Origin of the sequence: Alcaligenes sp. 1735tsa3 (assembly GCF_024134565.1) — a bacterium.
Classification (GTDB): Bacteria; Pseudomonadota; Gammaproteobacteria; order Burkholderiales; family Burkholderiaceae_B; genus Alcaligenes; species Alcaligenes phenolicus.
Genome location: NZ_CP099862.1, coordinates 2,598,943 through 2,621,492, shown reverse-complemented (window position 1 = coordinate 2,621,492; position 22,550 = coordinate 2,598,943). Strand labels below are relative to the sequence as shown.

Below are 22,550 nucleotides of genomic sequence, written 5' to 3'. Positions count from 1 at the left end.
AAGATAAACCCCATGCCCTTGACGGGACATGGGGTTTTTTCTTTGGGTGCTCGCAATGCGTTTTCTTGTCCGTTTCTGCGTCTTGCTGATGTGTGGCCTGGGGTTGTCTGCCTGTCAGACCAGTCAGGGGCCTGATGGCCTGTTGGCTGATCCGGGAACACGCGTCTTTAACTTCGATTGGCGCTTGTCTGGCGACCCTCAAGTCGGCCCTATGCAGGTGTTTGATAACGGCAGGCGTATCTGGCTGCATTTTGCACCGGAGCAGATGTTGCCAGCGGTGTTGGGGCGCAGGAATGGACAGGAAACGCTGCTGTCTTTGAAGCCCTTGGGGCAGTTTCAAGTGATTGAAGGCCTGTGGACGGAGTTGATATTTCGGGCCGGACGAGCACAGGCGCAGGCTAGTTTAGGGCGCAAGAGTGCCCATGCTGAGGGTGCTGCAACACTTGGCGTAGAGGCATCGGATGCCTTGCCACAGGACCGTAGCCAACAGAAGGATCAGCAGCAAGCCCGAGCCAGTCTCTCCCAGCGTAGTGATTCTTCGCCAAGCCATTTCCCCCTAAGTCGTTCTGATATCCGCTCTTCCGAGCAAAGTAGTCTGTTTTCTGGAAAGCCCGCGCCAGATTGGATGGCGGCTCAAGTGAAGGAGGGCGAGCCTGCCCCTGGGAATGTGTTGCAGACACAAGCCTTTCAAGCCCGTTCAGAGTTGCTGCCAGTCTCAGCTCCTGGTGTGGATGCACAGTCCATTGCAGAGCCTGTTTTTGAACTGCGAATCAAGGATAGAACCTTGAGGCAGGCATTAGTCCGATGGGCTAAGCAAGCGCAATGGGTTTTTGCACCTGAGCATTGGACTTTGGAGGTCGATTTCCCTATCAAGGCGGCGGCTCGCTTTGAGGGGGACTTTGAGACTGCTGTGGCTCAGTTGTTGGCGGCTGCCCAACTGAATGCTCATCCTTTGCAGGCCTGTTTTTACTCAAATCAGGTGCTCAGGATTCTGGCTTGGCCGCAAGCCTGTGATCCCAGCGCTTCGCCCGAGGGACAGTCATGAATTATCTCTGTCTCTTGCTTTTGCCGCTGATAGTGGCTTGCAGCTTGCAAACAGCAGGGCAGCATGTTGATCAGGCATGGCTGGATGATGCCGTGGTGTTGGATGGCAACAGTCCATCCGCCGTGGCACATGCACAGTCTGTCGACAAGCCCTGGTTGCTGGGGGCGGCCGTGCCTTTACGAAAACAGGCTGCCTTGCCAGCGGCATTGCGCTCCAGACAAACCTTCAGTTTTTCTTTGGAAGCGCCTTTGCCCGATCTGGATGAGCTGGCGCGTCGTTTGTCTTTATTGTCTGATCTGAGCGTTTTCATTAGCCCGCAGGCTCGTTTGCCTTTAACGCACTTCCCGTCACGACCCGTTGGGCAGGAGGGGCCGGAATCGACTCGGCAGGGAGGTCTGATTTTTGAACAACTACGTTTGTCAGCCTTGTTGGATCAGATTGCAGCGGTATATGGCCTGAAGTGGCGTTATCAGGCAGGCCGTATTGAACTGTATCGCGATGAGAGTTCTCTGGCTTTGGGGCAGCCGTCTGGATTGCGACAAGTAGATGGGTCAGGGACAGGGGGCTTAATTGGTCGAGGTGTGAAATGAGTTCTGTCTTGCCTGTGCGGGAGTACTGGTTTGGGTTGCAGTGGGTGGATGCCGGGGACGGTATGCGGCGGACTCAAAATCGTCGGATGAAGAGATCGTATTGGACTTGCTTGATGGGAGTGAAAGGGGGGCTGAGAGAACAGGCACGTAAGCAAACGGAAAGACAAATAGAAGAACTACAACAAGTACAGGAAAAGACTGATGAGGATGTAGCAGGGCAAACAGCAGGACGAACAGCAGGGCAGGCAGTGGCTTGGGTTCCAAGTTGTTGGCTGAACAGCCGGAGGACCCAATCTGTCTTGCGCTTGGCCCAGAATGGGCCTTCAAGAGCCAGACTAACGCGAGTTCAGGCTTATTCTGCGGCTGCCTGTATGGCTGCCCACCACCCTCAGGACGCAGTTTTTCTTCTATGGACGGTGGCTCCTGGCCGTTTGTGGTTTCTGGTGCTTGAACATGGTCAGGTGATGGAAGGTAGCGATTGCCTCCTGGCTCAGATTGGACAAGTGCAGACCTTGCGGCGGGCCATGCAGGCGCGTTATCCCTCTATACGTGAACTGCGGCAACCTGCTGATTTATGGGTCTGTCTGGAACAGGGCAGAAGACCGCAGGGCCGTATGCTGCGCCAGCCTGTCAGGCGTGGTGGTGGGTGTGAAAAGATCCCGCTTCGTCTGGCGGTTCTTTCTTTGCTGGTGTTGGCTACGCTTGGAAGCGTGTTCTCCCTTGATCTTCGGGCTCGCTTGGCTGCCATGGCGTCTGATTGGGAGCAAAGTCCATCACAGGAAGAGCATGGTTTGACGAGTATTCAATCTGTGTTGGGCTTGATTGAGGAGCTTCCTGCTCAGGGGGCAGACTGGCAATTGCAGCAGGTGGATTGTCGCCGTCAGGCCGGCTTGTGGGAGTGCAGGGCACATTACGGGTTTGAGGGTGTGCAAAGTTTTAGTGCGGCCATGAATAGCCAGATTCGTGAGCCGAATGTGCTGGAGTTCACCGGCTTGGGGCAGGGGGCTTTGAGTATCCGGCGCGGGTATCAGACATGGATTCCTCAGTTCTTGGAAACGAAAGATCAGACGCGAATGCCAACTGCGGCATCTCCAGGTTTGCATGCCAAGCTGGCGGCCGTGCAGCCTGCGTTTATGCGCTTGTCATTGAGCCCTGCTCAGTGGGTTGAATCCTCCGCCGAAAATGAGCAAACAAGGGCAGGCGTGTGGCGCCGCTCCTGGCTCAGTCAATCGCCCCTGCGTTCGGTGTATTTACTGGCGGCCCAGCTTCCTGAACTGCACTGGGAGCGTATGAGCTTGTCATTGAATTCGCGGTCTTACCCCTCGCTGCTGGGCAGCGCTTTTATCGTGGAGCTGGAAGGCTATGTTTATGAATCTGCGCAGCGGGATCTGGCTGATCAAGATCTGGCCGATTATATGCAGACCCCTTTTGAGCATTCTGTTTGGTCTGACGCTGATGTTTAGTGCACCGGCTTGGGCGATGGAAACCATGGCGACGATAGTAAGGGAGATGCTGTTGCTGGAAGCCGAACAGGCGCGGCAGAACATGTCGTCCTGCTTGAGGACACCACAGGAGCAAGAGAGGGCAAGTCAGCCTGATGTGGCCAAGATCAAATCCAGTAAGCCCACCCCTGCATTGAAGCTGAAAGCGATCTATGGAAAAGACACCCAGTTGCTAGCTGAAGTGCAGCATGAGCAGCGTCTGCTCTTGTTTCAGCAAGGACAGCTTTGGCCGATAGGGCGTGAGCGCGATCGGTCCATGCGCCTCTTGTCTTTGAGTAGTCGCTGTATTGAGCTTGAAATAGGGCAAATCCAGGCTCAAGCTGCGCAACCGCAACCGCAACCGCAACCGCAACCGCAACCGCAACCGCAACCGCAACCGCAACCGCAACCGCAACCGCAACCTGAACTGCAATCCATCAAACTATGTTTGCCTTCCGGGCAGGGCCGAGTGTGACAGGACTTCTGCGATTCGCAGAAGCCCAGGCTTACTGCTTTGCAGGTTTCACGCCTGACTGTTCTTGAATCAGCAAGGCCGTGGGTTCGTGCAGCAGCAGACCAGACAGGCGGCTTCATAGACCCGAAGCAAGAAAAAACCCCGACATGATTTTCATCATATCGGGGTTGGAAGTTACTACGGAGCTTGTCGCTCGTCAGGCTTGAGCCTTGTTCTGCATTAGTCGCGGGTACCGCTCCAAGCGGCAATGGCGGCACGCTCTTCGTCGGTCATTTGCGTCATATTGCCCAAGGGCATGTACTTGGAGTGCACCACGGTCTTGACCTGTTCGGCGTGCAGTACTGTGTTGTCGATGGTATCGAGCAACATGCCGGCAGGGGCAGCCGTAAAGCCGAAGTCGGCATTGGGCTTGACCGCGTGACACTGAACACATCGTGCGTCCATGATTTCCTGGACACGGGCAACACTGATTGTTTCCGCACCGTTGGCAGCTTCAGGTGCACTGGCAACTTCACCCTTCAAGCTGGCAGGAGCCGCCAGGTAACCCACGATCAGCAGCAGCACAACACCGGCAGCCGGGTAGGCAGGCTTTTTGATGCCAGCGTGCATCAGCACGAAGTATTGACGGATCAGGGCACCGGCAAAGATGAACAGCACCATGATGATCCACGCATTGGGGTTGTTATACGTGAACGAGTAGTGGTTGCTCAGCATCAGCAGCAGGACAGGCAGCGTGAAGTAGGTATTGTGTACCGAACGCTGTTTGCCGCGCTTGCCATCCAGAGGGTTGGGCGCCTGACCGGCTTTCAGTGCCTTGACCATGCGGCGCTGGCCGGGAATGATCCAGAAGAACACGTTGGCCGACATGCTGGTGGCCATGACAGCACCCGTCAGCAAGAACGCAGCACGACCCGAGAAGATGTGGGCGCTCAGGTAAGCCACGACCACCATCATGATCGCCACCGCCACGCTTAGCAGGCCGTCGCGGTTCATGTTGGGGCTGATCAGGCGGCACAGGCCGTTATAGACCACCCAGCCCAGTACCAGGAAGGCAATGGCCATGACGTTGGCCTGAGTGCCTGTCATTTGAGCCGCCCATTCCCAGGGACTGTTGGGGTTGACCAGATAGAACTCGGGCTTGGTCAGGTAGAGCAGGGCGAACAGGAAGAAGCCGGACAACCAGGTGGTGTAGGACTTCCAGAAAGACCAGTGCAGGTCATCAGGCAGTTCAGCCGGGTTGGTCAGGTATTTCTGGTTGTGATAGAAGCCGCCGCCGTGAACAGCCCACATCTCGCCAAACACACCGCGTTTCTTGCTTTCTTCGCCTTTAGGCGGTTTCAGGCCGTTGTCCAGCATCACAAAGTAGATGGACTCGCCGATCCAGGCGACAGCCGCAATCACGTGCAACCAGCGCAACAGCAGGTTGCCGTACTCAAGTAGGTAAGCGTACATAAAGATCTCGTATCAGAGTGGTTTCGTATAGAAGCGAAAAGTCGACTTGGATACGCGATCAGCTGCCGCGATAGGTAGACCAGGACCAGGGGGTCACGACCAGAGGTACGTGGTAATTGGCATTGGCATCAGCGATACCAAAGCGAATGCCGACCTGATCCACAAAGCGTGGCTCGGGCAGAGCCACACCGCTGGCGGCAAAGTAGTCACCTGCATGGAACACCAGTTCAAAAACGCCCGTGTGCATGGCCTCGCCTTGCAGCAGGGGCTCATCACAGCGACCGTCGCTGTTGGTGTGAGTGGTTTTGATCAGAGTGCGTTGATCGTTTTCGATGGAATAAAGATCGACGCGCACGCCGCTGGCTGGGCGCCCTTGAGTCGTGTCAAGGACATGGGTTGATAGCTTTCCCATAAATGTCTCCGGTTTATGGTGATCAAAAAAGGTCCAGCGAGCCCAGTTTTGAGAACCGGCCGGGGGCCAACGGTGCAAGGATCAGTGCGCTGGGTTGAGGCCCCGAAACTGTCGCTCTGTTTGAGGAATCAGATTGTCGACAATTTATGTTGACGATTTTGTCGGGGTACCGAATAATTGTCAATAGTCAATAACGAGAAATTCTATGCTTCAGATACGGCGGCAAGAGGGGATGAGCAGTGAATCCCAAGCGCCCAGCGCCTCCTCGCTGCTAGAGGGAGGCATGGCAGATACTGAGGTCGGGCGTGTTTATAGCCAGATCTTTGATGCGGTCGTTGACCGTCGTCTTTTGCCTGGAACCAAACTGACGGAAGCCACGCTGTGCACGATTTTCGAGTGCTCGCGGGCGACCGTTCGTGCGGCGCTGGCTGCCCTCGAACACGACAAGATTGTGGTTATCGAGCCCAATCGTGGCGCTTTTATCTGGAAGCCGACGGCCAAGCAGACACGGGATGTGTTTGAACTGCGACGAGACCTGGAAGCGCTGATTCTGAAAAAACTGATCAGCTACCCGGATCTGCCGGAGCGTTTGGTTGGCCTGTATGAAATGGTGGAGCGTGAACAGCACGCTTTTGAACACGGCGACCGCATCAGCTGGTTGCGCCTGTCAAACGCGTTTCACGTGATGCTGGCGCGCTGCGCTGGCAACGATGAGTTGACCGAGTTGATGCACACCTTGTGCGCCCGCACCACGCTCATCATTGCCTATCACGACACACCGGGCGAACAGGCTTGCTCGTTTTACGAGCACAAAGAGATTTTGGACAAGCTTAGTCAGGGCGACGCCGACGGCGCGCATCTGGCTATGCATCATCACTTAAGTGATTGTGAACATCGCATGAGCGAAGCGGGTGATGGCAGTGCTGCTGATCCTTGGCTGGCCCTCAGCGTAAAACGCTAAACGGAGACGGTATGTCCTTGAGTAAGTACCCTCGTGACCTGGTTGGTTACGGTAAAAACGTGCCTCATGCACAATGGCCTGATCGGGCGCGCATTGCGGTGCAGTTTGTCTTGAACTATGAAGAAGGCGGCGAGAACTGCGTTCTGCACGGTGATCCGGGCTCTGAACAGTTTCTGTCCGAAATCATTGGTGCGGCGGCTTACCCGGACCGTCACCTGTCCATGGAATCCATTTACGAATACGGCTCGCGTGCCGGTGTCTGGCGGATTCTGAAAGAGTTTGAGAAACGCGGCTTGCCCATGACCATTTTCGGTGTGGGTATGGCGTTGGAGCGTCACCCCGAGCTGGCACAGGAATTCGTGCGCCTGGGTCACGAAATTGCTTGCCATGGCTACCGCTGGATTCACTACCAGAACGTGTCCGAAGAGGTGGAGCGCGAGCATATGCGCCAGTGCGTGAAAGTGCTGACGGACTTGCTGGGCCACCATCCCGAAGGCTGGTACACCGGCCGCGACAGCCCCAACACCTTGCGTCTGGTGGCAGAAGAAGGCCAGTTCCTGTACAGCTCCGATTACTACGGTGATGATCTGCCGTTCTGGACCGAGGTTCAACTCAGCGACAATACGGTCAAGCCGCAATTGATCGTGCCTTACACCCTGGACAGCAATGACATGCGCTTTGCGGCTCCTCAGGGTTTCAACACCGGCGATCATTTCTTCTCCTACCTGAAAGACGCGTTTGACGTGCTCTACGAAGAAGGTGAAGAAGCCCCCAAGATGTTGTCCATCGGTTTGCATTGCCGTCTGATTGGCCGTCCTGGCCGCTTCCGTGCCTTGCAGCGCTTCCTGGATTACGTGCAATCGCACGAGCGTGTCTGGGTTTGCCGTCGTGTGGATATTGCTCGTCATTGGGCCGAGCATCATCCCTATCAGCCCAAGGCCTGATCGAGGCAGGGCCAGGGTTCATGCCTCCTGGCCCATCAAGACGACATCCTGAATATGAGCAGGGTGCCTTCACATTCCGACTCGCCAGGGTCGGAATTGTTGTTTCTGCCCGCTGAAAACAGTACTATTTGACGCTTACGCAGCCGCTCGTACAGGGAGTGTGGCGTCCTGGCTTCTCACTGCTTTGCCGGGGCGGCAGGTGTTGTGCCAGCGCAGCGCGCGCATGGGCTGCAAGGCTGATCGTCTTATAATAGGCAGTTAAATTTTCCATCGCGTTGCATGTAATGAAAACCTCAGAAATTCGTCAGAAGTTTCTTTCTTTTTTTGAATCCAAGGGACATCACATCGTCTCCTCGGCTTCGCTGGTACCAGGCAATGACCCGACCTTGCTGTTCACTAACGCAGGGATGGTGCAGTTCAAAGATGTGTTCACGGGCAAGGAAACCCGACCCTACAACCGTGCAACCAGCTCTCAGCGCTGTGTTCGTGCCGGTGGCAAGCATAATGACCTGGAAAACGTGGGCTACACCGCCCGCCACCACACCTTTTTTGAAATGCTGGGCAACTTCAGCTTTGGCGACTACTTCAAGCAAGACGCCATTCGCTATGCCTGGGAGCTGCTGACGACGGTTTACAAGCTGCCTGCAGAGAAACTCTGGGTCACCGTCTATCAAGAAGACGATGAGGCCTACGATATCTGGGCTTCGGAAATTGGTGTGCCCAAAGAGCGCATCATCCGCATCGGCGATAAGGGCGGCGTACGCTACAACTCGGACAACTTCTGGCAGATGGCCGATACCGGCCCCTGTGGTCCTTGTTCGGAAATCTTCTACGATCACGGCGCTGACGTTTGGGGTGGCCCTCCCGGATCGCCTGAAGAAGACGGCGACCGCTACATCGAAGTATGGAATCTGGTGTTCATGCAGTTCGAGCGTTCCGCCGACGGCACCATGACGCCGCTGCCCAAGCCTTGTGTGGACACTGGCATGGGCCTGGAGCGTATTTCGGCTGTGCTGCAGCACGTGCATTCCAACTACGAAATCGACCTGTTCCAGTCTCTGATTCAGGCCGCCGCACGCGAAACCAAGACTAGCGACTTGAGCAATAACTCGCTCAAGGTGATTGCTGACCACATCCGTGCTTGCAGTTTTCTGATTATTGACGGGGTCATCCCCAGCAATGAAGGCCGTGGTTATGTGCTACGCCGTATTATTCGCCGTGCCTTGCGTCACGGTCACAAACTGGGTCAGAAGGGCTTGTTCTTCTACCGTTTGGTACAGGACCTGGGTCTGACCATGGGCGAGGCCTACCCCGAGCTGATTAGCCAGCGCGAGCGTATCGAACAAGTGCTGCGCCAGGAAGAAGAGCGTTTCAGCGAAACCCTGGAAAACGGCATGCGCATTCTGGAAGGGGCTTTGGCCAACCTGCCAGAGAATGCCAAGCTGGACGGCCAGACGCTGTTTACCTTGTATGACACCTACGGTTTCCCTGTGGACTTGACTGCCGACATCTGCCGCGAACGTGGCATTGAGGTCGATCTGGACGGTTTTGAAGTTGCCATGGAGAACCAGCGTCAGATGGCACGCGCTTCGGGCAAGTTCAAAACAGCCGAAGGCCTGAGCTACTCCGGCGTGCAAACCCGCTTTGATGGTTACACCACCCTGGAAGGCAGCGGCACGGTTACCGCCTTGTATGTGGATGGCACCTCGGTGCAGTCCGTGGCCCAAGGCCAGCAAGCGGTGGTGGTTCTGGATGCCACCCCTTTCTACGCCGAATCCGGTGGTCAGGTGGGGGATGCCGGTATCTTGAGCGATGCCAAGGGCCTGTCCTTTGAAGTGCAAGATACTCAAAAGATTTCCAATCAGGTTTTCGGCCACCAAGGGGTGCTGAACGCAGGCACGCTGACAGTGGGCCAGACCGTTCAAGCCCAGGTGGATACCGAGCGTCGTGAGCGCGTGATCCGTAATCACTCGGCCACGCACTTGATGCACAAGGCCTTGCGCCAGGTGCTGGGCGGTCACGTGCAGCAACGTGGTTCCCTGGTGGACGCCGAAAAGACCCGTTTTGACTTTGCTCACGATGCCGCCATGACGGCCGAGCAAATCGCTCAGGTCGAAGCCATTGTGAATGAGCAGGTTCTGGCTAACCAGGCCGTGCAAGCCCAACTGATGTCCTTTGATGACGCTGTTAGCGGTGGTGCCATGGCTTTGTTTGGCGAAAAGTACGGCGATGAGGTGCGCGTACTGGATATCGGCTTCTCGCGCGAGCTGTGCGGCGGTACTCACGTTCAACGTACGGGCGATATTGGCCTGTTCAAGATTGTCTCGGAAGGCGGTGTAGCCGCTGGCGTGCGCCGTGTCGAGGCCATCACCGGCACCAACAGCCTGCATTGGGTACAAGCGCAGGAACGCTTGTTGAACGACGCTTCTGCCAGTCTGCGTACGCAGCCAGAGGGTCTGGTTGCCCGTATCAGCGCCTTGCAAGGTCAGATCAAGGATCTGGAGCGCGAGCGCGAACAAATGCAATCCAAGCTGGCTGCTTCGGCAGGCCAGGATCTGCTGGCTCAGGCTGTCCCGTTGAATGACAGCAGCCGCTTGCTGGTTGCCACGTTGCAAGGCGTGGAAGCCAAAGCCTTGCGCGAAATGGCGGATCAGTTGAAGAACAAGCTGCAGTCTGCCGTGATCCTGCTGTCTATCGTGGCAGACGGCAAAGTCAGCCTGGTGGCTGGCGTGACGCCTGACCTGACCTCCAAGGTCAAGGCGGGTGATCTGGTGGGCTTTGTGGCCTCGCAAATGGGCGGGAAGGGCGGTGGTCGTCCTGACATGGCCATGGGCGGCGGTACCGATGCCAGCGTTCTGCCGCAGGCTAATGCTTCGGTGCAGGCCTGGGTTCAAAGTAAATTGGGTGCGTAATGACGATGTCCGAGACCGGCGCATTGCCCAACAGCGATCTGCAGGTTGATGCAAGTGGGCTGAAATGCCCCTTGCCCATCTTGCGTGCCAAGAAAGCCTTGGCACAGCTGGAATCCGGGCAAGTGTTGCAGGTCATCACGACCGATCAGCACGCCATTCAAGATTTTCAGGCTTTTTGTCGCCAAACTGGCAACGAACTGTTGGCTCAAGACCAGCAAGCCGAAAAAACTCTGCATTTTTTACGCCGTCGTTGAGCCGACGGCGGTAGAATACTGCTTTGTCTGTTGCGTATCTAGCACTGAATCTGCTATCTTAGCGTGTTACTTTTGGCATGCTTGCCAGAATAGTGCTAGAATTTTTTGTTTACCTTACACAATAAAGGGATTATCAATGGTGGTAATTCGCTTGGCCCGTGGTGGCTCCAAAAAGCGTCCTTTTTACAACGTAGTAGCCGCCGAGGCGAGCCAACGCCGTGATGGTCGCTTCATCGAACGTCTGGGTTTCTACAACCCCGTTGCTGGCGAAGGTCATGAAAACCTGCGTCTGCAAATGGACCGCGTTAAGCACTTCACCGACAACGGTGCTCAGGTTTCGCCTGCTGTGGCTCGCCTGTTGAAAGAATACTCGGCTAAGGTTGCTTCGGCTGCCTAAGTTGATTCACCTGTTTTTTTAGTAGCGTTTAGTGTGAAGCAATCTGCGATTCCTGCTGACCTTGTTGAGCTCGGTCGTATTGTTTCCGCTTATGGTGTGCGTGGTTGGGTCAAGATCCAGCCGCATTCCATGCAAACCAAGGCGCTGCTGAATGCAAAGACATGGTGGTTAAAAACGCCCCGGCCTGAATCTCAGGCGGGCGTTTTTGCGTCTGTGTCACCCAGACAGATACAAACCGCAAAGCAGCATGGTGCAACCATCGTGGCGCAGTTTGAGGGTCTGGATAATCGAGAGCTGGCTCAAGCTCTCAAGGGGCACACCGTTTGGGTATCCCGTGCCGCTTTCCCCAAAGCGGACGAAGACGAATTTTATTGGGTCGATCTGATCGGCTGCCGCTTCTTTGGCGAGCAGGACGGCCAGGCTGAAAGCCTGGGCGAAGTGGTGGAAGTGCTGGATAACGGCGCGCATGCCATTTTGGTCGTGCACCGCGGCTCCTGGGATGCCGAAGGTGTTTTTACACCTGTAAAGGACGAACAGGGCAGGTCGCTTGAAGAGCTGGTTCCCTTTGTGCAAGCCATTGTGCATACGGTGGATATGTCCGCCCGCGAGCTGCACAGCCACTGGGCGATTTGATCGTTTCAATCCTGCGCACCTGCATGGCTCTGGCCTGACTGGTCGAGCCTTGTAAAGCGTATCCGCTTTTTTCTCTTGCCGAGTCCTCATGCGATTTGATGCCCTGACCCTGTTTCCGGACATGTTTGATGTGGTCAGCGAGGCTGGTGTCACCGGCCGTGCGCACAAGCAGGGCATCTGGCAGATGCGGACCTGGAACCCGCGCGACTACACCACTGACGTGCACCGTACCGTAGACGATCGTCCTTACGGCGGTGGCCCAGGCATGGTCATGCTGGCTGACCCCTTGAATGATGCCCTGGATCAGGCTTTGGCTGATCGTGGCGATAGCCCGGAAGTGATTTTGCTAAGCCCCACAGGGCGACGCTTTGAGCAGGCTGTGGCTCAGGAACTGGCTCAAGGTCCCGGTGCGGTTCTGGTTTGCGGTCGCTATGAAGGTATCGATCAACGCTTTATTGATGCGCGCGTCACCCAGGAACTGTCTTTGGGGGACTTTGTGCTGTCTGGCGGCGAAATTGCCTCGTTGGCGATTATTGATAGCGTGATTCGGCTTTTGCCCGGCGTGTTGAATGACGCTGACTCGGCTCGTCAGGACTCTTTCCATGCCGACAATAGCGGCTTGCTGGATAGCCCGCATTACACGCGTCCCGAGCTATACCGCGATCAGGCGGTGCCCGAAGTCTTGATGTCTGGTCATCATGGTCGTATCCAGGCATGGCGGCGTGAGCAATCCCTGCGTTTGACAGCCTTGCGGCGGCCCGAGTTGATTGAGCAGGCCCGTCAGCGTGGCGAACTTAGCAAGGCAGACGAGCGCTTTTTGGCATCTTTGGCTTCCTTGAGCGAATAGCTTTGTTTAAAGCGTTCGCCAAGCCTTAACGGCCCGTTTTTATGCGGGCCGTTTTGTATCTGGGTGACTTTGTTAGTCGTACTGGCCAAGCTGCAGTTGCGAATTTTCCGCAGGGGTGTTGTCCTTGGTATTCAGTGTCTGCCGTCCCCAGCTCATCAGGGCCATCCCGCTAATCGCCAGTAAACCTCCGCCGATCAAGGATGGGTTCAGGGTCTCCTTAAGCCACAGGCTGGACAGTAAAACGCCAAACAGCGGTACCAGGGCCAGATAGGCGCCTGCGGATGTGGCACCCAGGCTTTTCACGCCGTGCATATACCAGGCGAAGGCCAGAGCCGTTGAACCCAGGCCCAAGGCCAACACGCTGTACCAGGCTTGGCTTGGCGCATGGATCAGGCTGCCCCAGGCCGAAAGACCCTCCACCCCCAAGCTGCTGATGGACAGAAGTACTGCGCCAATCAATGTGGTCATGCTGGTAGCGGTCAGAGAATCTACGGTGGTCAGTACGGTGCGGCCAATCAAGGTGTAGCTGACCCAGCACAGAGCACAGCCCAGTAATAGCCATTCGCCTATTCCGCTCTGGCCTGGCATGAGGCTGCTGATAGAGCCGGCACTCAGGGCATAGAGAGCCCCTGATACGGCCAGGATTACTCCCAGGCTCATCTTTTTGTTGACTGGCTCGCGAAACAACAAAGAGGCCAGTATCAGGATCAGGACCGGGTTCAGAGCAACGACCATGCTGGCCTTGCCTGCTGGCACCAGTTTCAGGGCCAGAAGAAAGAAAATTGAATAGCCAAATACCCCAAAAGCCGAGGCGTTAAGCAGACCTAGCCATTCTCGGGAGTCAAGTGTGCATAGGGCTTTCAGTCGGCCGCTCCAGCTCATCCAAAGCAGCAGTGCGACACTGGCAATCAGGAAGCGCAGACTGGCTGCCGCCAAAGGCGGCATGGCTTGCGCTACGACTCGGCCCCAGGGCCAGGAAGCTCCCCACAGAGCGGCCATGCCAATCAGACTTAGGTGTACGGAGTAGTTGGGAGATTTCATTAAAGCCACTATGGAGAAGATTTCAGCAGGGGTACTATTTACTTTTATTGCCTCATAGTCGAATGAGTAAACGCTCATGACCTTCACTCAACTAGAAATCTTTTCCGTGCTGGCCAGGATAGGCAGCTTTTCTCGAGCAGCCAGTGCCTTGGGGATTACGCAAAGTGCGGTCAGTCATGCGCTCAAGCAGCTGGAGGCCGATTTGGGTGTCTGCCTGTTTTCTCGTGGCCCGACCTCAGTAGAGCTGACTGAAGTGGGGGCTAAGTTGCTGCAACGTGCCAACGATATCCTGCAGCAGAAAGAGGCCTTGCATCAGGAGGCCTGCTACGAGCAGGGAATTGCCCGTGGCACCTTGCGTATTGCTTCTTTTGGGGCTTCCTCGTCCTTGCATTTGCTGCCGCATTTATTGGCTTGCTACAGGCAGACGCATCCCGAAGTGGAGGTGCAGATTGATGAGGGTGTTGATAGTGAAGTGGCGCAATGGCTGTTGGAGCGGCGTGTGGAGCTGGGCTTTGTGATCTTGCCGGATGATCGCTTTGACTGCTTGCCCTTGGCCCAGGATGAGCTGGTGGCCGTGCTGCCGGCAGAGCATCATTTGGCCGTTTGCGCCCGTGTTTCTGCCAGTGACTTCCATGACTTGCCGTTTATTCGGACTGCGGCAGGCTCTGGCCCGCATATAGATCGGTTTCTGGCGGCAGCAGGGGCGGTCCCCAGGACCTTGTTCCGTTTCGAGCAGTTGTCCTCCATGTTGGGCTTTGTCGCGCAAGGAGTGGCTGTGACCATTGCGGGCAGGCTGGCCTTGCCGGAGCCGCCAGAAGGGGTGATTTATCGCAGCCTGGAGCCGTGTAGGCCTCGTGAAATTGCTCTGGCGGCTCTGAATTTCGAGCGGCTTTCTCCAGCTGCTCAGGCGTTTTTGCGGATAGCCCGGAAAATACATCACAAGAGGTGATGCGCTCAGGATGGCTTCGCTTTTTCTTGTTGCGTCAGTGCGGGATGGCTTCTGTGCGCGACCGGTCTGCGCTGGTGTGATGCTCCTGTGTTCTTCTGTTTCGTATGAGCAGGGAGGGTGTGTTACGGGTAATCGGAATAGTGCCGCTGGATTGAAGGACCATAGATGCAAAAAGGCCCTGCACTCGTGCAGGGCCTTTTCTCGTCACCAAGACCTGATTCAGGCGATTAGCCCAGACGATCAAACTGCTGTTTCACCTTGGCCAGTGTCTCACCGAATTGAGCCACGCGCAGGCGCTCCTGTTCAACCACGGCGGCAGGTGCACGTTCTACAAAGCTGGCGTTGCCCAGTTTGGCTTCGGCCTTGTTGATCTCGCCTTGCAGACGTTCGATTTCCTTGGACAGGCGGATACGCTCCGCTTCCACGTCAATCTCTACGTGCAGCATCAGCTGAGTGGTGTCGACCACTTGTACTGGGGCGCCGGCGTCGGTGGGCAGTTGATCCACGATGTCTACGCTTTCCAGTTTGCACAAGCTGGCCAGATAGGGGCTGTTGGCGCTCAGGATTGCAGCGTCACCTTGGGCAACCAGTGGCACGCGCTGAGCGGGCGAGAGGTTCATCTCGCCGCGCAAGGCGCGAATCGCGTCCACTTGGGCTTTCAGTTCTGCAACCTGTGCCATGGCCTGTTCATCAATGGCGGCCGGATTGGCGATAGGGTAGGGCTGGACCGAAATACTGGTGGTTTCATTGGCAGCACGTTTGCCAGCTACCACCGAGACTTTTTGCCACAGCTCTTCCGTAATGAACGGGATGATGGGGTGTGCCACGCGCAACACCACTTCCAGGACACGGATCAGGGTGCGGCGGGTGCCCAGTTGCTGCTCGGGCGTGCCGTTCTGGATCTGGGTCTTGGCCAGTTCCAGGTACCAGTCGCAGTACTCGTCCCAGACAAAGTGGTAGATGGCGTTGGCGACGTTGTCGAAACGGTAGTCGGCAAAGCCGCGCTCGGCGTCCTGTTCCAGGCCTTGCAGCAGGCTGATGATCCAGCGGTCTGCAAAGCTCAGTTCGGCAGCAGCGTCGGTGTGCAGTTCATGGCCTTCGGTGTTCATCAGCACAAAGCGGGTGGCGTTCCACAGCTTGTTGCAGAAGTTGCGATAGCCTTCACAGCGCTTCATGTCGAAGTTGATGTTGCGACCCAGGGTGGCGTAAGCGGCCATGGTAAAGCGCAGCGCGTCCGTACCGAAGGCGGGGATGCCATCGGGATAGTCCTTCTTGGTGCGCTTGCTAATGCTTTGAGCCTGCTTGGGATTCATCAAGCCAAAGGTGCGCTTGTGTATCAGGCTTTCCAGGTCGATGCCGTCGATCAAATCCACCGGGTCAATCGTGTTGCCCTTGGATTTGCTCATCTTCTTGCCTTCCATATCGCACACCAGTCCGTGAACATAGACGGTGTTGAACGGAACGCGGCCGGTCAGGTGCATGCTCATCATGACCATGCGGGCCACCCAGAAGAAAATAATGTCGAAGCCAGTTACCAGCACGCTAGAGGGCAGGTAACGAGCCAGATCCGGGGTTTCTTCAGGCCAGCCCAGATCGGTGAAGGGCACCAGGGCAGAGGAGAACCAGGTGTCCAGTACGTCCTCGTCGCGGCGCAGTGGGCCGGTCACGCCAGCGGCACGGGCTTGTTCCAGAGCGTCTTCTTCGGAGCGGGCGACAAACAGGCTGCCGTCTTCGGCGTACCAAGCGGGAATTTGGTGACCCCACCACAGCTGACGGGAAATACACCAGTCCTGAATATTGTTCAGCCACTGGTTGTAGGTGTTGGACCAGTTGTCGGGGTAGAAGCGCACACGGCCATCGGCCACCACATCCAGGGCAACCTGGGTGATGCTCTTGCCGGGGTGCAGGGAATCTTCAGGTGCAGGCTTGCTCATGGCGACAAACCACTGGTCGGTCAGCATGGGTTCGATAACCGTATTGGTGCGGTCGCCACGTGGCACCATCAGCTTGTGTGGCTTGACGGCCTTGAGCAGGCCCTGGGCTTCCAGGTCGGCCACGATTTGCTTGCGTGCAGCAAAGCGCTCCAGGCCTTGGTAGGCTTCGGGGGCGGTGTCGGCAATGTGGGCATCCAGAGTCAGGATGCTGATCATTTCCAGGCCGTGGCGCTGGCCAACAGCGTAGTCATTGAAGTCGTGGGCGGGCGTAACCTTCACCACGCCGGTACCAAAGGCCGGGTCTACGTAGTCGTCTGCAATGATCGGGATGGAACGGCCAACCAGGGGCAGGGTAACGGTTTGACCGATCAGGCCGATATAGCGCTCGTCTTCAGGGTGCACCATCAGGGCGACGTCGCCCAGCATGGTTTCGGGGCGGGTGGTGGCCACCGTCAGGTGGGTCAGGCCGCCTTGGGGGGTAGTCAGCGGGTAGCTGATTTCCCACAGGTAGCCGTCTTCTTCCTCGCTGACCACTTCCAGATCAGATACGGCGGTGCCCAGCACGGGGTCCCAGTTCACCAGGCGCTTGCCGCGGTAAATCAGGCCTTGCTCGTACAGACGGACAAAGGTTTCCAGCACGCCACGGGACAGATTGTCGTCCATGGTGAAGTATTCGCGGCTCCAGTCACAGGACGCGCCCAGGCGGCGGAACTGGCCGGTAATGGTATTGCCCGACTTCTCTTTCCACTCCCAGACTTTTTCCAGGAATTTCTCGCGGCCCAGGTCGTGGCGGCTGATGTTCTGGGCATCAAGCTGGCGTTCCACGATGATCTGGGTCGCAATCCCGGCGTGGTCGGTACCGGGAATGTAGACCGTATCGTCGCCTTTCATGCGGTGGTAGCGCGTCAGGCCATCCATGATGGTCTGGTTAAAGGCGTGGCCCATGTGCAAAGTCCCGGTGACGTTTGGTGGTGGGGACTGGATCACAAAGGGTTCGGACTGATGATCACCCAAGGGCTGGACATGTTGGCCACCCTTGAAAAGGTCGGCTTGCTCCCAGCGCGCGTACCAGCGCGTTTCGATTTCCTGGGGTTCAAAGCTCTTGGATAATTGCTCGTCGGAGGTCGTAGCGGATGAGTTGGTCATGGTGATGCGGTCTGCCTGCCCCTTATTGCACGTTCAGTGCCAGATAGGGCGGGACTAATCCTGGGTAAAAAACGAATTTAAGATGCACTATTTTAAGATGTGGCCGTGCGTCTTTGGCGTGGTAAAATGCCGGGTTGCCGTAAATCTGATGAAAGTGCTTGTTTTCATTAAAAAATTTAGCGCGAACCGTCGGATCTGCATTTTGCTTTACGCAGCAAAGACTACACTATATTGTTCTTATTTGGATTTTCACATGGCTATTGAACGCACTCTGTCCATTATCAAGCCCGACGCTGTTGCTAAAAACGTGATCGGTCAGATTATTTCCCGCTTTGAAGGCGCTGGCCTGAAAGTGATCGCTGGTCGCCTGGTTCACCTGTCCCGTGGCGAAGCCGAGCGCTTCTACGGCGTGCACGCCGAGCGTCCTTTCTTCAAGGATCTGGTCGACTTCATGGTTTCCGGTCCTGTGTTCGTACAAGTTCTGGAAGGCGAAGGCGCCATTGCCAAGAACCGCGAACTGATGGGCGCTACCGACCCCAAGAAAGCTGACGCCGGCACCATCCGTGCTGACTTCGCTGAAAGCATCGACGCTAACGCTGTTCACGGTTCCGACGCTCCTGAAACCGCTGCTGTCGAAATCGCTTTCTTCTTCCCAGAGTGCAACGTTTACAGCCGTTAATTCGTTAAACCGCGCAGTACTGGCGGCACTCTGAGCAAGACTTGCCCGGCACACCGGAATGGGTGTGCCGGGCAAATCCGCAAAAAGAGGCTTTTTTGCCCTCCTGCAAGAAAGTAATAGCCAGACCGCGTGAAGGTATTATTTTTTTATGTCATCGCTCGAACCTACTAACCTTCTGGGCCTGGGCCCGGAGCAACTTGTTGAACTGGTCGCCCAATGGGGTGGCAAGCCTTTCCGCGCGCGCCAATTGCAGCGCTGGATACACCAGCGTCAACAAGACGATTTTGGGCAGATGACGGATCTGGCGCGCGAGTTCCGCGAGCAGCTGACCGCTAATTGCGTTGTCACCGCGCCCAGCATGTCGCACGAACATATTTCTACCGACGGCACTCGTAAATGGCTGTTTGATGTAGGCAGCAATAACGCCGTCGAAGCGGTTTTCATTCCCGAGGACGACCGGGGCACCCTGTGTATTTCCAGCCAGGCTGGCTGCACGGTGGCCTGTCCATTCTGTTCCACGGGCTATCAAGGCTTCAACCGCAACCTGACGACCTCTGAAATCATTGGTCAGTTGTGGTTTGCTCGCCGTGCTTTGCTGAATGCGCCGGAAACCGCCCGTATTGGCGATGCCGAGCAGACCAGCACACGTGTTATCAGCAATGTGGTCATGATGGGCATGGGCGAACCCTTGCTCAATTACGATCAGGTGCTCGGTGCCTTGCGCCTGATGCTCGATGACAATGCCTACGGTCTGTCGCGCCGCCGCGTGACGGTCTCCACCTCCGGGGTGGTGCCCATGATGGATCGTCTGGCCAAAGATTGCCCGGTCGCATTGGCCGTATCGCTGCACGCGCCCAATGATGCGTTGCGTGATCGCCTGGTGCCCCTGAACAAGAAGTACCCGCTGGCCGAGCTTCTGGATGCCTGTAATCGCTATCTGGAGCACGCGCCGCGTGACTTCATCACGTTTGAATACATCATGCTGGACGGCATCAACGATACCGACCAGCATGCGCAGGAACTGTTGGATATCGCACGCATTGTGCGCTGTAAATTTAATTTGATTCCTTTCAATCCTTTTCCGCAGTCCGGTCTGAAACGCTCTTCAGCTGCACGGGTCAAACAGTTTGCCCAACGGCTGATGGATGGTGGGGTGGTAACCACAGTGCGCAAGACGCGCGGCGATGATATTGCTGCCGCTTGTGGACAGTTGGCGGGCGATATTCGTGATCGCACCCGTATCGAACAACGTTTGCCTGATCGTGCTGTCATTCAAATCAAACAGGAACGTGCATGAGCGAGACTCTGGTCCCCTCCAACCAATCGGCTCCGGAAACGGACTCAGGTGTAGGCCCGACATTGCGTGAACTGCGTCTGGCGCGATCCTGTACGCTGAACGAAGCCTCCACTCGCCTGAAGTTTTCGGTTCGCCAGCTAGAGGCCCTGGAGGCCCAGGAGTGGGACCAGTTGCCCGGTGGGCAGCCGTTGCGGGGCATGGTGCGCAATTACGCGCGCTTTCTGGAGGCCGACGTATCGGCTGTGCTGGTCATGCTGGAAGCTCAGGTCAGCGATACCGCTGCGCCCAAGCCCGTGCCGCGCAATCATTCGGGTGCGGGCTTGTCCAGTGCGGACTTGAGCCTGTATTCGGACTCGCGCGGCGGGTTTGGCTGGATCTGGATTCTTATCATTATTGTTTTGCTGTTGGTCGCTGGTTTTTACGCCATTGATCGGGGCTGGGTTCCCGAAGAGTGGCTGGTGTTCGATTGGCTCAAGGACTTGAAGAAATGACGCAGGGTCCCGAAACTCCCTCTGCTTGCCAACCTCTGCCGGTGGGCGCCCAACCCAAGCGGGTGACGCGTACGGTTGATGTGCGCTGGGGTGATCATGTTGTGAAACTGGGGGGCTCGGCGCCGGTCGTGGTGCAGTCCATGACCAATACGGATACGGTCGATGCCATTGCAACGGCTATCCAGGTCAAGGAACTGGCGCGTGCCGGTTCTGAAATGGTGCGTATTACGGTCAATACCCCCGAAGCGGCCCGTGAAGTGCCTGCCATTCGCGAGCAGCTGGACCGCATGGGCGTAAATGTCCCCTTGGTGGGGGACTTCCATTACAACGGCCATAAATTGCTGGCAGATTACCCCGAGTGTGCTCAGGCCCTGTCCAAGTACCGGATCAATCCGGGCAATATGGGCGGTGGCAAGCGCCGGGACGATAACTTCGCCAAGATGATCGAAATCGCCTGCCGTTACGACAAGGCTGTGCGAATTGGCGTGAACTGGGGCAGCCTGGATCACGAGCTGATGGCCCGCATGATGGATGAGAATAACGAGCGTGCTCATCCCTGGACGGCTCAGGCGGTGATGCGCGATGCTCTGGTTATCTCTGCCATCAGCAACGCCCAGCGTGCCGAGGAACTGGGGCTGTCGGGCAACCGTATTGTTCTGTCCTGCAAGGTCAGCCATGTGCAGGACCTGATCACGGTCTACCAGGATTTGTCGGCTCGTTGTGACTACGCCTTGCATCTGGGTCTGACCGAAGCGGGGATGGGCAGCAAGGGGATTGTGGCTTCCACCGCCGCCTTGGCTGTCTTGTTGCAGCAAGGCATTGGTGACACCATTCGTATTTCCCTGACTCCTGAACCCGGTGGCGATCGTGCTCGTGAAGTGGTGGTGGCTCAGGAAATCTTGCAGACCATGGGTTTGCGTGCTTTCACCCCTATGGTGGTGGCGTGTCCGGGTTGTGGTCGCACCAGCAGTACGGTGTTCCAGGAGCTGGCCAACGATATTCAAAGCTATTTGCGTGACCAGATGCCCGTCTGGAAGGATTTGTATCCCGGCGTGGAAACCATGAACGTCGCGGTGATGGGCTGTGTGGTCAATGGTCCGGGGGAAAGCCGCCACGCCGATATTGGCATCAGCTTGCCGGGAACCGGGGAAGTTCCTTCGGCACCCGTCTATGTGGATGGCGAGCGGGTGGTGACCCTGAAGGGTGATACTATCGCTCAGGAATTTCAGACCATTGTCCAGAATTACGTTGAGCGCCGCTACGGCAAAACATCAACGGTTTGATCAACACGCTTGTCAGTCTATGGCGAGCAAACCATTAGAATTATGACGCAGCAGTTTCAAAAGCTCCGCGCCCTGACGGGCATGAAAGACACCTTACCGGGTGAAAGCGCACAGTGGGAAGCCCTGGAGGCCCTGGTGCGGGAATGGTTGGCCAGCTATGGCTATCGCAATATGCGTACCCCCGTGCTGGAACATACCCAGCTGTTTGCTCGTGGTATTGGCGAAGTCACCGATATTGTCGAAAAGGAAATGTATTCCTTTACCGATTCGCTCAACGGCGACAAGCTCACCATGCGTCCCGAATTTACGGCGGGCATGGTGCGCGCCACTATCGAACATAATCTCTTGTACGATCGCCCTCATCGCGTTTATGCGATGGGACCGGTGTTCCGTCACGAGCGCCCGCAGCGTGGCCGCTACCGTCAGTTCCATCAGATCGACGTGGAAGCGTTGGGTCTGCCAGGGCCAGACGTTGATGCCGAGCTGATCGTCATGCTGGCCCGTTTGTGGAAGAAGCTGGGTCTGACGGACATCCGTCTGGAACTGAACTCCCTGGGTCAGGCTGAAGAGCGTGCCGCCCACCGTGCGGCCTTGATCGAGCACCTGGAAGCGCACAAGGATGTGCTGGACGAAGAAGCCCAGCGTCGCATGTATACCAACCCCTTGCGCGTGCTGGATACCAAAAATCCGGCCATGCAGGAAATGGCCAATGCGGCCCCACGTTTGTTCAACTTCCTGGGTGAAGAGTCTCGTGCTCACTTCCAGGGCGTCTGCGATCGTCTGGATGATGCCGGTATTGCCTACACATTGAACCCGCGCTTGGTGCGTGGTCTGGATTATTACAATCTGACCGTGTTCGAGTGGGTAACGGATCGCCTGGGTGCTCAAGGGACGGTGTGCGGCGGTGGCCGTTACGACGGCCTGATCGAATTGATGGGTGGCAAGCCTTCGCCCGCCGTGGGTTTTGCTATTGGTGTGGAGCGCTTGCTGGACCTGTGCTCGCAAGATGGCGAGCAGCCAGTCATTCCCGAATGTCAGGTGTATATGGTTCACCAGGGTGAGGCAGCCCAGCGCAAGGCCTCGCTGTTGGCCGAGCAATTGCGTGATGCCGGTTTGCAGGTGATAGTCCATGCAGGCTCCAGCGGCTTCAAGTCCCAGTTCAAACGGGCTGATGCCAGTGGTGCGCAGGCCGCCGTTATTTTGGGTGACGACGAACTCCAAAAAGAACAGGCCAGTGTGAAATGGTTGCGTGCTGCGGATGGCGCCGAGCAGCAACAGTCTGTTGAATTTTCTGAACTCGCCAGTGTTTTGTCAGCAAGGATTTGAG

The 22,550-nt window shown here is 56.6% G+C and carries 21 protein-coding genes; 17 read left to right on the top strand and 4 right to left on the bottom strand.

Annotated features, from left to right (window positions below; translation table 11 throughout):
* Window positions 1–55 precede the first annotated feature (55 nt).
* Genes NIZ92_RS12225 through NIZ92_RS12210 form a run of 4 tightly spaced genes read left to right on the top strand, consistent with a single transcriptional unit; the run spans window position 56 to window position 3,591 of the window.
* A complete protein-coding gene (locus NIZ92_RS12225) occupies window positions 56–1,045 on the top strand; it encodes a TcpQ domain-containing protein (RefSeq protein ID WP_009455925.1) in 990 nt (329 codons plus the stop codon).
* Window positions 1,042–1,635 (top strand): hypothetical protein, encoded by a 594-nt coding sequence (locus NIZ92_RS12220; RefSeq protein ID WP_254002036.1) that lies wholly within the window; start codon window positions 1,042–1,044, stop codon window positions 1,633–1,635. Before NIZ92_RS12225 ends, NIZ92_RS12220 begins: the two co-directional genes overlap by 4 nt.
* Entirely contained in the window at window positions 1,632–3,098 is a 1,467-nt protein-coding gene (locus NIZ92_RS12215; RefSeq protein WP_254002035.1) for a hypothetical protein, read from the top strand. Before NIZ92_RS12220 ends, NIZ92_RS12215 begins: the two co-directional genes overlap by 4 nt.
* Entirely contained in the window at window positions 3,064–3,591 is a 528-nt protein-coding gene (locus NIZ92_RS12210) for a hypothetical protein (RefSeq protein ID WP_254002034.1), read from the top strand. Before NIZ92_RS12215 ends, NIZ92_RS12210 begins: the two co-directional genes overlap by 35 nt.
* Window positions 3,592–3,810: 219 nt before the next feature.
* Here NIZ92_RS12210 and NIZ92_RS12205 read toward each other — a convergent pair whose 3' ends face one another.
* Both NIZ92_RS12205 and uraH read right to left on the bottom strand, forming a co-directional pair.
* On the bottom strand, window positions 3,811–5,043 hold the full coding sequence (locus NIZ92_RS12205) for a urate hydroxylase PuuD (RefSeq protein ID WP_009455921.1): 1,233 nt from the start codon (window positions 5,041–5,043) through the stop codon (window positions 3,811–3,813).
* A 58-nt stretch (window positions 5,044–5,101) separates the two neighbouring features.
* Complete coding sequence (gene uraH / locus NIZ92_RS12200; protein ID WP_009455919.1) at window positions 5,102–5,455, bottom strand: hydroxyisourate hydrolase; 354 nt, start codon at window positions 5,453–5,455, stop codon at window positions 5,102–5,104.
* Between the two features lie 283 nt (window positions 5,456–5,738).
* On the opposite strand from uraH, the gene NIZ92_RS12195 reads away from it, so the two are divergent.
* The 7 genes from NIZ92_RS12195 to trmD all read left to right on the top strand — a co-directional run bounded on the left by NIZ92_RS12195 (window position 5,739) and on the right by trmD (window position 12,403).
* Window positions 5,739–6,416, top strand: coding sequence for a GntR family transcriptional regulator (locus tag NIZ92_RS12195; RefSeq protein ID WP_254002033.1), 678 nt, complete (start codon window positions 5,739–5,741; stop codon window positions 6,414–6,416).
* Between the two features lie 11 nt (window positions 6,417–6,427).
* Window positions 6,428–7,360: an allantoinase PuuE gene (gene puuE / locus NIZ92_RS12190; RefSeq protein WP_021446474.1), complete on the top strand. Its 933-nt coding sequence runs from the start codon at window positions 6,428–6,430 to the stop codon at window positions 7,358–7,360.
* A 284-nt stretch (window positions 7,361–7,644) separates the two neighbouring features.
* A complete protein-coding gene (gene alaS, locus NIZ92_RS12185) occupies window positions 7,645–10,272 on the top strand; it encodes an alanine--tRNA ligase (RefSeq protein WP_035272252.1) in 2,628 nt (875 codons plus the stop codon).
* A complete protein-coding gene (locus tag NIZ92_RS12180) occupies window positions 10,272–10,526 on the top strand; it encodes a sulfurtransferase TusA family protein (RefSeq protein WP_009455909.1) in 255 nt (84 codons plus the stop codon). Before alaS ends, NIZ92_RS12180 begins: the two co-directional genes overlap by 1 nt.
* A 136-nt stretch (window positions 10,527–10,662) precedes the next feature.
* A complete protein-coding gene (rpsP, locus tag NIZ92_RS12175) occupies window positions 10,663–10,923 on the top strand; it encodes a 30S ribosomal protein S16 (RefSeq protein ID WP_009455906.1) in 261 nt (86 codons plus the stop codon).
* Between the two features lie 33 nt (window positions 10,924–10,956).
* Complete coding sequence (gene rimM / locus NIZ92_RS12170) at window positions 10,957–11,556, top strand: ribosome maturation factor RimM (RefSeq protein WP_254002032.1); 600 nt, start codon at window positions 10,957–10,959, stop codon at window positions 11,554–11,556.
* 88 nt (window positions 11,557–11,644) lie between these two features.
* On the top strand, window positions 11,645–12,403 hold the full coding sequence (trmD, locus tag NIZ92_RS12165; RefSeq protein WP_254002031.1) for a tRNA (guanosine(37)-N1)-methyltransferase TrmD: 759 nt from the start codon (window positions 11,645–11,647) through the stop codon (window positions 12,401–12,403).
* 72 nt (window positions 12,404–12,475) lie between these two features.
* On the opposite strand, the gene NIZ92_RS12160 is transcribed toward trmD, so the two are convergent.
* Complete coding sequence (locus tag NIZ92_RS12160; protein WP_021446475.1) at window positions 12,476–13,444, bottom strand: DMT family transporter; 969 nt, start codon at window positions 13,442–13,444, stop codon at window positions 12,476–12,478.
* A gap of 76 nt (window positions 13,445–13,520) precedes the next feature.
* Between NIZ92_RS12160 and NIZ92_RS12155 the strand changes: the two genes are divergently transcribed.
* A complete protein-coding gene (locus NIZ92_RS12155; RefSeq protein WP_254002030.1) occupies window positions 13,521–14,393 on the top strand; it encodes a LysR family transcriptional regulator in 873 nt (290 codons plus the stop codon).
* Between the two features lie 227 nt (window positions 14,394–14,620).
* On the opposite strand, the gene NIZ92_RS12150 is transcribed toward NIZ92_RS12155, so the two are convergent.
* Window positions 14,621–17,473 carry a valine--tRNA ligase gene (locus NIZ92_RS12150; RefSeq protein ID WP_254002029.1) on the bottom strand — a complete coding sequence of 951 codons (2,853 nt, stop codon included), beginning with the start codon at window positions 17,471–17,473 and terminating at the stop codon, window positions 14,621–14,623.
* A 253-nt stretch (window positions 17,474–17,726) separates the two neighbouring features.
* On the opposite strand from NIZ92_RS12150, the gene ndk reads away from it, so the two are divergent.
* The 5 genes from ndk to hisS all read left to right on the top strand — a co-directional run bounded on the left by ndk (window position 17,727) and on the right by hisS (window position 22,549).
* A complete protein-coding gene (gene ndk / locus NIZ92_RS12145) occupies window positions 17,727–18,152 on the top strand; it encodes a nucleoside-diphosphate kinase (protein ID WP_009455885.1) in 426 nt (141 codons plus the stop codon).
* Between the two features lie 148 nt (window positions 18,153–18,300).
* Window positions 18,301–19,449, top strand: coding sequence for a 23S rRNA (adenine(2503)-C(2))-methyltransferase RlmN (gene rlmN / locus NIZ92_RS12140; RefSeq protein ID WP_009455884.1), 1,149 nt, complete (start codon window positions 18,301–18,303; stop codon window positions 19,447–19,449).
* A complete protein-coding gene (locus tag NIZ92_RS12135; protein ID WP_035272268.1) occupies window positions 19,446–19,940 on the top strand; it encodes a RodZ family helix-turn-helix domain-containing protein in 495 nt (164 codons plus the stop codon). Before rlmN ends, NIZ92_RS12135 begins: the two co-directional genes overlap by 4 nt.
* Entirely contained in the window at window positions 19,937–21,223 is a 1,287-nt protein-coding gene (ispG, locus tag NIZ92_RS12130; RefSeq protein WP_035272271.1) for a flavodoxin-dependent (E)-4-hydroxy-3-methylbut-2-enyl-diphosphate synthase, read from the top strand. Before NIZ92_RS12135 ends, ispG begins: the two co-directional genes overlap by 4 nt.
* A 42-nt stretch (window positions 21,224–21,265) precedes the next feature.
* Entirely contained in the window at window positions 21,266–22,549 is a 1,284-nt protein-coding gene (gene hisS, locus NIZ92_RS12125; protein WP_254002028.1) for a histidine--tRNA ligase, read from the top strand.
* Window position 22,550 lies beyond the last annotated feature (1 nt).

Coding starts and splice junctions, on each gene's coding strand:
- NIZ92_RS12220 (WP_254002036.1), top strand. CDS start 1,042: ATGAATTATCTCTGTCTCTTGCTTTTGCCGCTGATAGTGGCTTGCAGC.
- uraH (WP_009455919.1), bottom strand. CDS start 5,455: ATGGGAAAGCTATCAACCCATGTCCTTGACACGACTCAAGGGCGCCCA.
- NIZ92_RS12180 (WP_009455909.1), top strand. CDS start 10,272: ATGACGATGTCCGAGACCGGCGCATTGCCCAACAGCGATCTGCAGGTT.
- trmD (WP_254002031.1), top strand. CDS start 11,645: ATGCGATTTGATGCCCTGACCCTGTTTCCGGACATGTTTGATGTGGTC.
- rpsP (WP_009455906.1), top strand. CDS start 10,663: ATGGTGGTAATTCGCTTGGCCCGTGGTGGCTCCAAAAAGCGTCCTTTT.
- NIZ92_RS12150 (WP_254002029.1), bottom strand. CDS start 17,473: ATGACCAACTCATCCGCTACGACCTCCGACGAGCAATTATCCAAGAGC.
- NIZ92_RS12225 (WP_009455925.1), top strand. CDS start 56: ATGCGTTTTCTTGTCCGTTTCTGCGTCTTGCTGATGTGTGGCCTGGGG.
- ndk (WP_009455885.1), top strand. CDS start 17,727: ATGGCTATTGAACGCACTCTGTCCATTATCAAGCCCGACGCTGTTGCT.
- ispG (WP_035272271.1), top strand. CDS start 19,937: ATGACGCAGGGTCCCGAAACTCCCTCTGCTTGCCAACCTCTGCCGGTG.
- NIZ92_RS12160 (WP_021446475.1), bottom strand. CDS start 13,444: ATGAAATCTCCCAACTACTCCGTACACCTAAGTCTGATTGGCATGGCC.
- alaS (WP_035272252.1), top strand. CDS start 7,645: ATGAAAACCTCAGAAATTCGTCAGAAGTTTCTTTCTTTTTTTGAATCC.
- NIZ92_RS12205 (WP_009455921.1), bottom strand. CDS start 5,043: ATGTACGCTTACCTACTTGAGTACGGCAACCTGCTGTTGCGCTGGTTG.
- NIZ92_RS12135 (WP_035272268.1), top strand. CDS start 19,446: ATGAGCGAGACTCTGGTCCCCTCCAACCAATCGGCTCCGGAAACGGAC.
- NIZ92_RS12215 (WP_254002035.1), top strand. CDS start 1,632: ATGAGTTCTGTCTTGCCTGTGCGGGAGTACTGGTTTGGGTTGCAGTGG.
- rlmN (WP_009455884.1), top strand. CDS start 18,301: ATGTCATCGCTCGAACCTACTAACCTTCTGGGCCTGGGCCCGGAGCAA.
- NIZ92_RS12155 (WP_254002030.1), top strand. CDS start 13,521: ATGACCTTCACTCAACTAGAAATCTTTTCCGTGCTGGCCAGGATAGGC.
- puuE (WP_021446474.1), top strand. CDS start 6,428: ATGTCCTTGAGTAAGTACCCTCGTGACCTGGTTGGTTACGGTAAAAAC.
- NIZ92_RS12195 (WP_254002033.1), top strand. CDS start 5,739: ATGGCAGATACTGAGGTCGGGCGTGTTTATAGCCAGATCTTTGATGCG.
- hisS (WP_254002028.1), top strand. CDS start 21,266: ATGACGCAGCAGTTTCAAAAGCTCCGCGCCCTGACGGGCATGAAAGAC.